This window comes from Bacillus sp. FSL K6-0042, from assembly GCF_038006685.1.
GTDB lineage: Bacteria > Bacillota > Bacilli > Bacillales > Bacillaceae_G > Bacillus_A > Bacillus_A pseudomycoides.
The window spans coordinates 3,443,715-3,458,486 of sequence record NZ_JBBOVS010000001.1 but is presented as its reverse complement, the minus strand read 5'-3'; the positions used below and the strand labels follow the sequence as shown (position 1 = coordinate 3,458,486).

The 14,772-nt window shown below is 34.0% G+C and carries 14 protein-coding genes; all 14 read right to left on the bottom strand.

Annotation, left to right across the window (positions count from 1 at the left end; genetic code table 11):
* Positions 1-2: 2 nt before the first annotated feature.
* On the bottom strand, positions 3-1,190 hold the full coding sequence (locus tag MHH45_RS17685) for a nucleotidyltransferase domain-containing protein (RefSeq protein ID WP_016132427.1): 1,188 nt from the start codon (positions 1,188-1,190) through the stop codon (positions 3-5).
* Positions 1,191-1,212: 22 nt separating this feature from the next.
* A complete protein-coding gene (locus MHH45_RS17680; protein WP_088093749.1) occupies positions 1,213-1,665 on the bottom strand; it encodes a lasso peptide biosynthesis B2 protein in 453 nt (150 codons plus the stop codon).
* A gap of 45 nt (positions 1,666-1,710) precedes the next feature.
* On the bottom strand, positions 1,711-2,010 hold the full coding sequence (locus tag MHH45_RS17675; RefSeq protein ID WP_000095761.1) for a lasso peptide biosynthesis PqqD family chaperone: 300 nt from the start codon (positions 2,008-2,010) through the stop codon (positions 1,711-1,713).
* The gene (locus MHH45_RS17670; protein ID WP_088093748.1) at positions 2,010-2,939 is read right to left on the bottom strand and encodes an aldolase; all 930 of its coding nucleotides are present in this window, start codon (positions 2,937-2,939) and stop codon (positions 2,010-2,012) included. Before MHH45_RS17670 ends, MHH45_RS17675 begins: the two co-directional genes overlap by 1 nt.
* A 107-nt stretch (positions 2,940-3,046) precedes the next feature.
* Positions 3,047-3,178 (bottom strand): paeninodin family lasso peptide, encoded by a 132-nt coding sequence (locus tag MHH45_RS17665; RefSeq protein ID WP_000808480.1) that lies wholly within the window; start codon positions 3,176-3,178, stop codon positions 3,047-3,049.
* A 14-nt stretch (positions 3,179-3,192) separates the two neighbouring features.
* Positions 3,193-5,130 (bottom strand): lasso peptide isopeptide bond-forming cyclase, encoded by a 1,938-nt coding sequence (locus MHH45_RS17660; protein WP_016112626.1) that lies wholly within the window; start codon positions 5,128-5,130, stop codon positions 3,193-3,195.
* Positions 5,131-6,139: 1,009 nt separating this feature from the next.
* Positions 6,140-7,309, bottom strand: coding sequence for a DegT/DnrJ/EryC1/StrS family aminotransferase (locus tag MHH45_RS17655; protein WP_016112627.1), 1,170 nt, complete (start codon positions 7,307-7,309; stop codon positions 6,140-6,142).
* 13 nt (positions 7,310-7,322) lie between these two features.
* Positions 7,323-7,955, bottom strand: coding sequence for an acetyltransferase (locus MHH45_RS17650; RefSeq protein WP_088093747.1), 633 nt, complete (start codon positions 7,953-7,955; stop codon positions 7,323-7,325).
* A gap of 13 nt (positions 7,956-7,968) precedes the next feature.
* Positions 7,969-8,565 (bottom strand): sugar transferase, encoded by a 597-nt coding sequence (locus MHH45_RS17645; protein ID WP_016112629.1) that lies wholly within the window; start codon positions 8,563-8,565, stop codon positions 7,969-7,971.
* A gap of 478 nt (positions 8,566-9,043) precedes the next feature.
* A complete protein-coding gene (locus MHH45_RS17640) occupies positions 9,044-10,591 on the bottom strand; it encodes a lipopolysaccharide biosynthesis protein (RefSeq protein WP_016112630.1) in 1,548 nt (515 codons plus the stop codon).
* A gap of 1 nt (position 10,592) precedes the next feature.
* Positions 10,593-11,474: a glycosyltransferase family 2 protein gene (locus MHH45_RS17635; RefSeq protein WP_016112631.1), complete on the bottom strand. Its 882-nt coding sequence runs from the start codon at positions 11,472-11,474 to the stop codon at positions 10,593-10,595.
* A gap of 279 nt (positions 11,475-11,753) precedes the next feature.
* Positions 11,754-12,842: an acyltransferase family protein gene (locus MHH45_RS17630; RefSeq protein ID WP_088093746.1), complete on the bottom strand. Its 1,089-nt coding sequence runs from the start codon at positions 12,840-12,842 to the stop codon at positions 11,754-11,756.
* A gap of 113 nt (positions 12,843-12,955) precedes the next feature.
* Positions 12,956-14,137: a glycoside hydrolase family 88 protein gene (locus MHH45_RS17625; RefSeq protein WP_016112633.1), complete on the bottom strand. Its 1,182-nt coding sequence runs from the start codon at positions 14,135-14,137 to the stop codon at positions 12,956-12,958.
* Between the two features lie 39 nt (positions 14,138-14,176).
* On the bottom strand, positions 14,177-14,737 hold the full coding sequence (locus MHH45_RS17620) for an acyltransferase (RefSeq protein ID WP_016112634.1): 561 nt from the start codon (positions 14,735-14,737) through the stop codon (positions 14,177-14,179).
* Between the last annotated feature and the right edge of the window lie 35 nt (positions 14,738-14,772).

The window sequence follows — 14,772 nt, the reverse complement described above, 5'->3', positions numbered from 1 at the left end:
TTTCACTTCTCCTTACGGTACCTCATTTCCCTCCAAATCCATAAAATCGGCCGCAAAGGGAAATATAAAACATGCAGTTGTTTTGGCAGTGGTAAAGTTTCCACATCCTGAGGATAAGGATACAACCAACTAAGATGAAACAGTAGCTTTTGAGAGCTTGTCTTTAACAAATATAAATATCGCTCATGATATTTTGAAACTTCTTCTGGAACGGGATCTGTATGCAAGTTAATCATATTTTCCAAGTAATATATAGCAAGCTGTGCTAATTGCGTTACCCTTCTCCCTGACATTAATACTTTTGCCTCTTCTTCTATTATAAGAGTATCTAAAAGCTCAGAAGATAAAATAAGCGCCTGACCTACCAGCTGCTTACATCCATATCTTTTCAACAGAACAGTAAGTTCTTTCCAATCTATTTCTTGCCTTACCATACGGTCAATATCTGTTAACCATCGAAGCCTGGACCAACCATGCCTAGTCCCATGAGTCACAAGAAACATAAACAAATCCTCTCTACCTAAAAAATAGACAGGATAATTTGTAACAGGACTCGTCCTCTTTCGCCCCCATAACTCATCGAAGCGTGGTTCCTTTCCCGGTCCTGGGTGTAGTCGCCAATGAATCTCCAATTTCACCTTACTTATCGGATGCATGTAAGTTGTATGGTGGCGTCTCCACTTCCATTCATTCATAACCGTCGGAAAATCATCCTCTTTGACATAACCATTCTTTACAAGTAATTCGTTCACTTTTCCAAGATCATCTATAGGAACAAGGGCATCCAGATCCCCTGATGTTCGAAGGGAAACATCTCCATATAGGTCTGCGCCAAGAATAGGGCCCTTCAAAAATAGAAGTCGAAGTTGGTTTTCAGCAAATAATTTACTTACCTTTCCCATTTCCCCACTTAAATGAAGCATATGGAATGTATTCCTTTTAAAATATGTACTTAATACTTGCATAACATTTGATGGAACTAACTGTTTATCAATAGATTTCATTTTTGGATAAATGAACGCGTACATACGATGATGCAGCGCCAGTTTCAAAAATTTGTTCCAATCAATATTTATGAACCAGTCTCCCGGGATTTCTTGTATCTCTTTATCTTCTTTCTTTATAATTTCAAGTAACAATTTTAGTTCTTTAGGTAAATGACTCAAATCAAGATTACAACCGGTATACATCTCATTCTCCTTCAAGATTTTTTTACCCTATCCTTTTTGCAAATTTACCAACAACAGTAAACCTCTTCATTTCTTCTACGCCAGTAATATAAAAGGGCCCGCTACGTAACCACGCATGGGCAATCATATTTCCTGTCTCATCTTTCGCGGTCCCTAAGTAAAGGGTGCTTTCAATCTGTCGCTTCTCCAACATTTTCATTGCAGCGATAGCTTTAACGAGACACTGGCTTTCCCAAAATGTATAACGGCTCATCATATGCACTGCTTGAGAAATTTTCCTTAACGTAATCTTTTCCGATTCATCATGGCTTAAAGACGTTTCTGCCATATGAATTCCTAATATAGGAGCAGCTTTAGAAAACGGTATACTTTTAAGAATACGAGCCCAGCCTAAATAAAAGAAAGCTTCTATAAGTAATAATTTTGTTCCCATATCGAACGACAAGAAAGCTTTGGCTTTATTTATGATATTCATCGATCCTACTCCTAATCTATTAAATCTGGAACGTTCAATTAAAGATCAAAGTTTTTCATCAACCGAGATTAACCCTTCTGCATACAAATGATTTAAGAAAGAGAGTACTTGTTCCTTACATTCTGCCTCTTCAATCATATATCGAGACAATAATATATCAATCACTTGATTGACAGATATTAATTCATTAATTAAACTCCAAATTTCACCACCTATACCTCCTAAGTTATAGTATTTCCCATTATGGATGCTCATCATCACTTTCTCCCCATCCATATCGCTCACTACATTTTCCTGACCTTGTACAACAAAACTGTGTAATGAAATTGTTTGTTTACTACTCATTATTTTTCCTCCTCTTTTAAAGACTCTAGAATTTTGGATACTAAATCATGTGCCGTAAACTTTGAAATAGGACGTCTCAATTGAAACATATCTATTTTGTTTACGATACTTGTAGAATGCATAAAATGCCATTCCATCATCCCCAATCGTGGGATTAATGAATTCCTATATGTATGACGCAGCAATGTACGTAGTCTCTCTAGTCCTTCAATCTGCTGAAGTTCAACATCCCCGTTTTCTACTTTCACTAATTCGAATACACCTGCCAATGGTAATGGTTCCTCGAAAAAGTTAGCTGTAACAGGGACCGCATATTTAGTTTCCCTTTCAAATAATGGTTGATAATGCGCTGTCTCCATTCCGAACTGATCAAGACTCTCTTTCCATAACTTTTGTTGCGGGTAAGATGGTGTAACAAAAGGAGTATTATCCTCAGAAAGAGACACAGCAATTACATCATCGCTTAAAAGCTGATAGCCTTTGCTTAAAAGGGCTGATGCAAGAGTTGATTTTCCAGCTCCCGATCTTCCTACAAAAGCATACGCCTTTCCATTGATGGCTATTGCACTTCCATGCAGAGGGAGTATTTTTCTCTGCATCAACAATGCCCCCATACAAGTCCCAAGAATATAAAGCCGAATCTTATCTTGATCGGACCCTTCCATAGGTGAAACAATAATTTTTTCTCCATTTTGAATACAAAACGTAGCAGTTTCGGGGATTTGAAACATAATTAATTCTTCTTCAACTACAAATACTGACTTCGGAGAAGATAACTCTCCCCATAATTGGGACAAATCTGCAGTTTCTATTTTTACGTCTACTTCATTTTCGTAATTACTTACTTGAGGCAATTCCGGCAGGGGAATCTCACTTAATAGGGCTAATCCGAAGGCTTTGTAAATCTCTTTCTTTACAGTATGTATCATCTTTCTCACTCCAAATAGTTGAAAAATTGATTAAAAAAAACCCTTATACCGTAATTAAACTATATAAGGGCTGTAAAGCATATAAATCTCATTTAAATATTAGTGCATTAGCTGTGGTGAAGTGCGCCTTGCTCATCCTCATCTTCAAAAACTTGGTCAACAAGTCTCTTTCCAGGTCCAGCCATTGTCATGTTGATATCAAGCACTTCTAATACTGGTGATTGCCATTCTTGTTTCATAATTTCACCCCCTTTCAAATATATTTTTTGATAAATCGATAGACAATAAGACTACGCATTAAAATTCTAAAATCCGGATCAAACACGTATTCTACTTGTGGTTCTCCTTGAATTTTCAAAATCGCACTCTTAATAATCTCTATATTAAAAAAGTTAGAGGCCACTGGGTCTTTACTAAGCTGCTGAAGTTCCTCGATAAACATTTTCCATGAAGGAATCATGCGATGAACCACATCAGCTGCCTGTATTCCCCGCACACGTTGATTTAATCTTACTTTGTCAGGAAGAAATCCTTTTGTGGACCTCCGGACAAGTGCACGATTTAGGCCATTTTGAACAAATTGTTCGAGTGGTAACGATAAACAGAATCGAATTACCCGTAAGTCATTCGTTGGATCATGCCCTTGTAAACCATAGCGCAAGGAGAGCTTTGTTCCACTTGTACCCGTTGTATTCCACAAGTTTAGCTGTTCAAAATGTTTCTGCCTTATTTCATATATATTTGGGATAGAAGCCCCTGTTACTTTCACACCATGTTCTTCAAGCTTTCTAAATACATCAGTACGTTTTGCAAGTTCTGAATTAACTAGCGTTGGCAGTTCGTATTGCTGTTCCGAGGAAAACATGTTGTTTATCGATGGAAATGCTTTCTTCCCTACAACTTTCAGTATTCTCGATTTTTTGACCCCAACGTTCTTACCATACAAATCAATTTCACGATAAAGTTGCAACCAGTTGAAGTTTTTAAGTAAAATCGCATAATAATCTAAAGCTGGCCCCCAAGAGATTGTGAAATTTCCTCTCGCTCCATTTAAGAGCACCCCAATCCCTTGTTGTTGGGCTTTTTCATAAATTCCTTTCACCCAGACGGAATTTTCGAAAAATTTATATGGCATCTCCATAATCTCAAGCCAATCATCAATTTCTGAGAAAGAATTTTCTCCCGGAAAATTCAAATAATTCCCTTCAATATTCCCTACATGTTGTACTGTAGTTTGAATAAATGGCTTTTCATCAGCAATCGTATGACCACGAGTCCAATCAGTAAACCCTTCTGCAGGTACTGAGCTGAATGTATATAATTTTTTGTTCTCTTTTTGCAGGGCTCTCGCAGCAAAGCTAGCAACAGCACCTGAATCTAATCCCCCACTTAAATGAGAACCAACATTACGATGAGTACGTAACCTTGATGTTACTGCACTTTCAAATACGTCCCTGAACGCCTCTTCATAATCTTCATTTGATTTGAGTTGCAACTGCTCCTCTACAAATAGTGTGTCGTATTTCGCAATACTAACTCTTCCCTTAACTACGGAGATAGTATGAGAAGGGGGGACTTGCTCTATATTTTTATGCACTGTTGAAAATGCATCTATTGTATCAAGCATATTAGGTATTGCTAAATATTCAGCTAACCATTGCTCATTCAATTCCTTCCCGACGTACGGTAAAGAAAACAGCGGTTGTATGCTAGTACAAAAAGCAAATTGATTTTGATTGCGGTAAAAGTAAAAAGTCCGACTTCCTGAAAAATCACGTGCACCAAAAAGTAATTGCTTTCTCTCATCCCAAATCATAAAAGCAAAATCACCAATTAGATACTTTGGTACATGCTCTCCCCACTTTTGATAAGCGAGTAAAATCAACTTACTATCAGGCATCTCTCTTCTATGTACCTTTTCTACTTGCAATCTATCGAATAATTCATTGCGATTATCAATAATAGCATCAGCAGTTATAACCAATTGTGTTTCATAATCATAGTAAGGTAATTGTTCATTAATAGATTCAGATGTTATCCATTTTGCATGGGAGCCCAAAAAAATATTTTCCTTGTGCCATATATCGGTATTGTCACCTGGATAACGAGATAAATCCTTCATGATTCCAATCCTATGTTCAGGTGGTATCGGTTCTCCATTTAAATGATAAATTCCGGTTATTGCACTCATTTTTTTCCTCCCACTACGAGACAATTAAGGGAAAACCCGATGGATAAGCCAATTACCAGATATATCAAAAAAATGTTATTAATATACCAGAAAAACCTTTCCTCAAACTACCTCGTTTACGCATAACAAATTTTAAAGCCCGATTTTATAGCCTTAAATCTATTTTCAGTTGAAGTGTTCAAGCTTCCAGGTTACCTATCCTATTGTAAACCCTTGCATTTTAATTTTCTCAAAAAAAGAACAAAGGTTTGATTTTCTTAATTCGAATCAAAATATTACCATCTGAATTTTATATGAATAAAAATTCTTGAATTTAATATACCAATAAAACGTTTATATTCTTTATAAAGAATATAAAATCAGATTACCATTTCACTATTGTATTGTCAAGCATCTATATACTCAAAAAAATGAATATTTATGTATCTTTTTTAGCAACTGTAAGAACAAATAATACAGTAAAACTTTAATCAGTAGGAGGTTCTACATACCTACTGAATATTGATCTCATCAATCGAGCTTTTACGAGCATTCCATCCATCTTCTTAATGTTCACAAATAGCAGGATAAACATTATATCTTACAAATACACAGGAGAATTTTCATCTTTTTATATTTTAAAAATTTCTGTGCTATGATATTTTATATAATTTATTATTAACCTACTAATTAAAGTTGATTTTTCACGTGTTATGTTCTCTATTACTTTATTCTCCTGCTTCTTTAATCGAAACAGGAGAATAACCTTTTTATATGTATACCATTTTTACAAAGGGGGTGATATAATATGCGTTTACCACTAATAATGCTAGCAAAAAATATAATTCGCATTTACCACAAGATTATGTACGCTTACTATTTCACTCTTTATAGGGATTGCTGTGATTTTCATTCAAAAAAAATTTTTTTCCGTAAAATGAAATTTCACAAAAACGGCACTGAATGAGATATTAAATCCTCCTAGTTCATTAATGCCTTTCTTAATTAAAGCTCTTTCTATTTTTTATCTTTACATGCCAGCGCTTACCGTCAATATATTCTTAATACATGTAATAACTCTTGTCTGATCTTTTTCTGTCATACCTGATCCAGATGGAAGACATAGACCGGTTTCAAATAGTTTTCTAGCAATATCTTCACGTTCACTATGAGAATAATAAGTTATTCCCTCAAATAGCGGTTGCATATGAAGAGGTTTCCAAACAGGACGCGCCTCAATGTTTTCATTTTCCAGTTGTTTCAGTAATGTCTGAATCGATACTCCTGTTTTTTCTTCATCTACAGTAAGAACTGTAAGCCATCGGTTTGAATAAGTATCCTCTAACTCAGGCATAAACTGTATACCTGGGATGTGAGATAATTCTTGATAATATCTATCGAATATTCGTCTTCTTGCATGTACTCTCTCTTGTAAGACCTGCAGCTGCGCTCTACCTACACCCGCTAAAATATTACTCATACGATAATTATATCCAACCTCACTATGTTGGTAGTGTGGAGCCGGATCTCTTGCTTGAGTAGCTAAAAATCTTGCTTTTCTCAATGCTTCGACATCATTCGAAACAAGCATACCTCCGCCCGAGGTTGTAATGATTTTATTTCCATTGAATGAATAAACACCGAATTTTCCGAATGTTCCACTCGCTTTACCTTTGTAGGAAGAACCAAGTGATTCCGCTGCATCCTCCACTACTGGAACATTATATGTATTACATAACGAAAGAATCTCATCCATTTTAGCGCTTTGTCCATATAGATTCACAACAATTACTGCTTTCGGAAGTACCCCTTTCTCTTTTGCATCACGTAATGCACATTCTAAAGCCTGCGGTGACATATTCCATGTTTCAGGCTCTGAATCAATAAATACTGGTGTAGCCCCTAAATATAAAATTGGATTTGCGCTCGCTACAAAGGTAAGACTTGAACAAAACACTGTATCTCCATCTCTTACATCCAATAAGCGAAGTGCCAAATGGATAGCAGAGGTTCCTGAACTAACTGCAGCCGCATCAAGAACTCCAACATGGGATGAAAGTTCACTTTCAAACGCATCTACATTTGGACCAAGTGGAGCAATCCAATTCATATCAAATGCTTCCCCTATATATTTTTGTTCATTACCGCTCATATGTGGAGCGGAGAGATAGATTCTTGTTTTTTCCTGCGAATATGTCACTTTAAACACTCTCCTATAATTCTTTTTTTATTACCCTAGCCGGAATACCCACTGCTGTACAATTCGCTACAATATCACATATGACTGTTGCTCCCGCACCGATAATAGACCAATCTCCAATTGTGAGATTTTGAATCACATTAGCTCCTGCTCCTACATGTACCCCTGTCCCTACAATAACAGATCCAGTCAATACAGCATTAGGAGAAATATGCGCAAAATCTTTTACCTTATTGTCATGTTCAACAATAGCGCCTGTATTGACAATAACGTGATTCCCAATCTCAACATCTGCATTAATAATTGCACCGGGCATCACAACCGTACCAGCTCCAATCTTTGCACTTAAACTAACAATAGATTGTTTATGTATAAGCGTTGCATAGCGATGACTGGGAATCTCTAACTGCTCCATAATTATCTTTCTTGTTCTGTTATTCCCTATAGCTATCACGAACTTTGTATCTACATGCTCATCCATTAACTTTACAGCTGCAGAAATAGGTCCAAAATAAATGCCATCCTCAACTTTTAACTCTTTATACACATCATCTAATTGCGCAATGATTTCATAATTTCCATATGATAGGATAATATCTCGGATTACTTTACTATGGCCACCTGCCCCAATCATAATTATTCGCATCCATCTCACCTCCTCAAGAATTCTTTGTACCATTAAATTTTTCCACAGTTACATGCCCAACCTGATTGATTCCTTCTGACTTAAATACTTTCTTTGCCGTTAACAACAAAATTTTCATATCAAGCCAAAAAGTCCTATTATCGACATACCACACATCAAAATCAAATTTCTCTTCCCATGAAATTGCATTTCTTCCATTCACTTGAGCCCATCCTGTAATTCCTGGTCTTACCATATGCCGCCTAGATTGTTCTTCTGTATATAACTCTAAATATTCCATTAATAGTGGTCTGGGACCTACTAAACTTAAATCTCCTTTTATAACATTGAATAACTGTGGCAACTCATCCAAACTACACTTTCTAAGAAATCCCCCAAACTTAGTAAGCCTTACATCATCAGGCAACAGATTGCCGTTGCTATCTTTCTCATCAGTCATAGATCTAAACTTGTAAAGAGAAAAAGACGCACCATGTAATCCCGGGCGTTGCTGCTTAAATATGATGGGGGAACCTAACTTACATCTAACTAATACGGCTACTATACTAATAGGAACTAACAGTAACACCAATAATGATAAAGAAACGAATAAATCAAAAAATCTTTTCATAAATAATTATACTCCAATCGAAAATTTTTTGGAGAGTTCCCCACAGAGCAGGATTCTAATCTTCTAATTGTTTTTTAGTAATTCTCCCCAATTTAATCCTACCCTTAGTTTCATATACATAACATGAAAGTCATTTGCAGTGTATATTCTTCTATAAATTTTTTCACTCAGCATGTTATAGATACAATCCTTCGTTTCCTAAAGTATCGGACGCCTAAGCCCATAATAAAACCGCTATATTTTTATACAAAGATAGCGGTTTATTATTTCTACATTCAGTTAATGATAGTATTATCTATTAATCTAGCATTTGTACTTGTGCCAATAGATACATCATTGAATACATATTTGGCCGTAGTCATCACCTTCTCCCTAACCAGTCAGTATGAACTAAGAAAGGCTTCATTCCATAGTCTATAGTTCACAGGGCTTTCTCTAAAACGTATGGTAATAGAATTTAACAATAGCTTAGTTAAAATTAATAAGAAATTTTCTTGTTTAAATTGAATTTTTTTAATAACTTTTGTGAAATCCCTCTAATAATCCCAAATAAATATTTAAACTCTGTTGTTTTATGAAAAATCAATATATAAATCACATTAGGAACTATGATACAAATCATTCCCTTTAACAATAATTCCAAGAAATTGCCTGATAACGTGAAATTGCTCAAAAAACTTGTAATAAAATACGTTCCTATACCTATCGCTGCGTAGTAGGAGTATTTCAAGAAATAATCCATTACAGACCTATTAAATACATTTTTGTATACTAAATAAGGAGTAATCCAGAAAGGAACAACAAGCACACTTACAAGTGTACCAATAAAGACACCTATTATTCCCATATACTTAACTAATACAATAGAAATTACTAAATTAACAGCAGCTTGAACCAAAGGCGCATATCTATCCTCATGAAAAACACCCGCTGTAGTTTTTACAGTCGTTATGGAATTCCTCATGCCCCTTTCATAAAAAATAATTATTAATACAAGCAACACACTTTTGCTCATAAGATACTCTGTTCCAATCCATAAAGTGATAAAAGGTTCTATTGTAATGCATAAAAGTATAGAGAAGAATGAGTATAGCCAAAAATTTAAAAGCATATAGACTTTATACACACTATAAACTTTCTCTACGCTTTCCTCCGCTACTAAATTCCCTACACTATGATATGTATTATTAAAGATTTGATAAGTAAAGTTTCTACAAATATCTATTAACATATTATAATTAGAATATAACCCGACTGCCGCCACACTGATAAATGAAGATATAATAATGTTATCAGTACCCAATACTAAATAATTCCCTATGTTTTGTAGTACAATTGCTTTCACATTCTTAACAATTTTCTCTTTAGTTTCAGCATCTAATACACCCGAAACTTTCTCTTTTAAAAATGGATACATCCTGTTGACTATAATTGCCAAAACAATGCTAGTAGCGACTGTTATCACACTATCAATAACTAAGTATAGAATATAATTTTTTGTAAAATGAAGTATTCCAATCTTGAGACAAGCAGATGCAATTGAAGATATAGAATATATTCCTGTTACAATATAACCCTTTTGCGAAACACTTAAGAATGAATTCTTATGCATGTACAAATAAGGTACCACTGTATTGAATAGAAAAATAAGATAGATCCAATGGATATTTTCGACATTCGAATCTTTAATGAAATAACCAAGAAATGGCATCAAGGACAATCCAAGTAACAAGACAATTAAGGCGATTACCATATATGCTTTCCGATACAATCTCATAAGTACGTTAATCTTTTCTTGATCGTTCTCTGCAACCGGCTTATAAAGACTATACATTATACTAGCACCTATCCCTGCCTCAGCTAAAGAAAGCATGGATAATATATTAGTAAGGAATCCATTTATACCTAGATATTCAATACCTAAACTATTGATAAATACAGTTCGTGAAATGAAGCTTAAAGATGTAACAATGATTTGGTTTCCGATCCCAGCAGATATATTAATTATGGAGTTTTTTATCCTCATTTTAAGACCTTCTTGATATAATTTTTTTACATTTAGCTAAAAAGATAGCCGCCATTAAAGTAACCGGTTGAATACCTAAGTATTCTGCAGCCTTCTTTACATTTAAATTAGACTTAACAAAATCGTAATATAAATTATAATAGGATAATCTACCCTTTGGACCACACTTATAAAATTCAATTTGCTGCTTCATATAATATGCTGTACCTTTAGGACTTCCGGCGAATATCTCCTTCATATTTTGAGTTAAACCATCCTCTAAATAATTACATATATATATTGTTTTATTAAACCATCTTATTTTATAACCTTCATAAGCCATTTTATTCCATACTGTAGCCTCTGTCATAAATTTTTCCCCTTCAAACTCACGAAACTTGTATTTCCTTAATATATCGGTATAAAAAACCTCAGCCTTATCTCCCGTTATATTATATGTATTCCGTTCAAGTGAAGTTGCATCAATATATTTACCTTCAAATGTTGTCCCTACGAGGTCCTCAACACTCCCCCCTTTATTACCCGAAACACCACAAAATAGCTTTTTATCTTCTAGGCTATTTTCCCAACTTACTATACTTTCTAAAGCATCTTCTGTAAGATTGTCATCAGAGTCCACTATAAAGAACATTTCACCTTCAGCCAAATCGACAGCCCTGTTAATCGCTCTATGTTTCCCTCCGTTTTTGACTTTATAATACCGTATGGGAAATGGGTTTTTTTCTAGTTTCCACATCTTGAATAATTCCTCTGTATTATCATTTGACCCATCATCAATAACTAGCCATTCAAAATCCGTATATGTTTGTTCTTGTAACGATCTATATAATTTCTCTATGATATAACTCCTGTTGTATGTTGGAGTGAATACTGTTATTCTCATTTAATCCCCTCATTTTTATCCTAACTTTTTCTTTCCATCTATTCACAGTAATCATTTCAGTTAATTATTTGCCTATTTCAAGGCTTAACTTCTACAAATGAAAATATATCTTTTAATATCACAAAAAGAAAATCCATTTATACTCCCTCTCGTTTACGTACTAAATCTATTACACTTTATTCTACTTGTTATCTTTAGATATTAATTTTTTCGAGCTATGAAGAAGAAAATGTTTGTTTTCTAGGACTACATTTAACAATAATCTTTTATAAAAATCTCTTATTTAAGGAATTCTTTTGGTAAAGGCACTTGTATCTTTTGATGTTTTTTTTGAAAACCAAAACGAATTTTCTTACGTAACGGCTCTTCATAAAATTGATAAATTACTGCACTTAACAATAAAGAAACTATTAAACAAACCACAAAACTATATGTATTTTCTAACTTCAAGAAGTCCAAGTATCGTATCACTATTTGGTGAATCATATAAAATGAGAAACTAATTTCACCTAAGTAAACAAATAGCCTTTGTGATAATAATTTTGAAAATATACCGCATTGAAATGAAAAGGTGAAAATTAACAAGCACCATAGTGGGACAAAATAAACACCACGAACAATTCCTACATCTAATTTTATCGAATACGATAATAAGGCAATGGATAAAAGTAAACATAGTAGTTCTAAAACAGTAAATATGTTTTTGTTAAAGTTTGCTTTATCGGATTTTTCAATATAAATCAATCCCAAAAGTATACCCGTTGAAAATTCGAACAATCTAGTAACCGGAAAAATATGTAGTATCCAAATAAAAAATGGATTATCTTCATCCAAGTTTTTATTCAATAGAAATAAAATTATCCATACTACCAAGAATACCAATATGGATGTAATGATGTTCTTTTTAACTTTAAGTTTCATAAATGCCCATAGCAGAAAAGGAAACATAACATAAAAGAAAGCTTCAACCGATAATGTCCACGAAACGCCGTTAAAATTGAAATAAGTACCCTGACTAGGTACGAAGCTTTGTATCAATAGCAAATTAATGATTGACATAAAAGCAAGTTTTATAAAATATAAACTATTAGGGTGAAAGTATAAAATAACTAATGGTGCAGAAAGAAGAAAGGTTAATACATGAACTGGATATACTTTAGAAAATCTTGCTTTATAGAATTTTTTGATACTGTGTTTATTTAGCTCTGTAAATTTAGAATGATAGTTATAAGCTAAAATAAAGCCCGATAAAACAAAAAAGAATTGAACGCCCGCTGAACCTAATTGATATTGGCTAAACACACCCATATGAAATAAGAAAACCATTAGCGCAGCAATAAACCTAAATGACGTTAAAGAGTTTAACATATGATTCCCACCTTTCTCATTTCCCCAAAAATAAACGGTTCGAATTTTCAAATCATTTATTTTCTTTATCAATAAAGTTGCCTCATACAAATATGAGTAAAGGAGATGAAGGTTTAGTTCCTACTTAAATATGAATTGATTAATCTAATGCAGAACCCTTGAGTAAACGGCAATATATTGAACAGTGTGGAATACACCCCTATGTCTTTTGTATCGCCTTGAGAAAAGTCAACTGCCCCATCTTTCCTCGTAACTTTCATTAAATAACTCATAGCCTTTTCTGTGCTATCTAGGCATTCTTTTGATACCTTATCTATCTTTGAGGCATTTAACATAAACCAGCCTAGCGTAGCTGTAGCGGAAGAGTCAGACCTACTCTCATTTCTAGTTACAGTCCAATTCCAACTACCATTATCTTGTTGAAAGCTCATTGCAGCTTCCGCGAATCTTTTAACACTTTCTTCGAAAGCAAATTTATATTTACTATCTTGTGGCAATTCATTCCATGCATCTATAAGACCTATAGCAAACCAACCAAGTCCTCTTCCCCATCCGTATAATCCAAGAGGAACTTTATTCTCAATCTTGTAAACATGACATGGTAGTGAATGTTTGTCTAACATTCCATATTGCTCATACTCTTTAATTTGTTTCACTGCTAAATCTATACAATCATCTTTGTTAAATTTAGTACCGTAACAAACTAAAAAGGGGCATATAAACCCTATAGTATCTACATATCTGTAGCTTTTCATAAACTTCCTATATTCTACTGTGCCGTCCTCACCTATATGATCCTTAATCATTTCCCATGTATAATCTAATGCTTTTTTGTATTTGTTTATATCAATATATTCCAACTTCATAATAGCGTAAGCAAGTATAGCTCCGTCTATATGCTTAGGTTTTTCTAACCATTGACCATTACTATCAAATTTCGAATTCAAAAATTTTTCAATCTCAGATTTCATTTCCTTATCATCATTATGTTTTAAATACTCAGATAAGCCTAATACTAATGATGCTTCTTGCCAATGTTGTATCGTGCTTTTCGTATAATTCCCTTTCAACATATCTATTACAACTAATCTTGTATTGTCTGTTACTTTTATTTTTGGTGTGTTTAGTAACCACTTAGACCCTTTTTTAGTTATAGTCTCATTCCATATGGGTTTATCTTCATATCTCCCCATATGAATTCTCAGTACCCAATCTTTTATTACAGGTACTAAGTCTATGGTAATAACCATTAAAATAATAAAAATTACAATATAGCTCAAAATTTGAAATATCATCTTTATATTGCCCTTTCAACGTGAAAATAATTTAAATACTCATTTAACATATCCAACAGTACTACCTAATTCTTCTGACATTTTAGTACACATATCTGGTGTGATATTCTCACCTATTGTCCAGTTTTTATCATAACGATTTGCTGTCTTTAGATTTAATTTGTGCTTATTGATATAATCTTTTGTTTTCCCAATAATTTTCGCAGGATTTCCTCCAACTATGCACCCTTCCGGAACCGATTTTGTTACTACACTTCCCGCGGCCACAATAGCATTTTTCCCTATTGTAACCCCCGGCATAATTAAAGCCCTTGCCCCTATAAATGCATGGTCTTCTATTTTTACTTTCGCTATTTTTGTATAATCTAAATACCGTTTCGTACTGGCGTCATGTGCAAGGAGATAGACTTGAGGTGCAAATGTAACATTATCACCTATTTCTATTAGCCAACAATGAGCATAGTCAATTGTACTTCCAGCTAATCCACTACAATTTTTTCCTACCTTCATACCTCTTTGCAAACACGCTTCTACCGTTAAATCCTCAAGAGATACCATTCCTAATCTTACCATTAAAGATTTTTTTATCCGATCAAACATAATTGCCTCCAGTGAATGTATTTCATTATTTAACT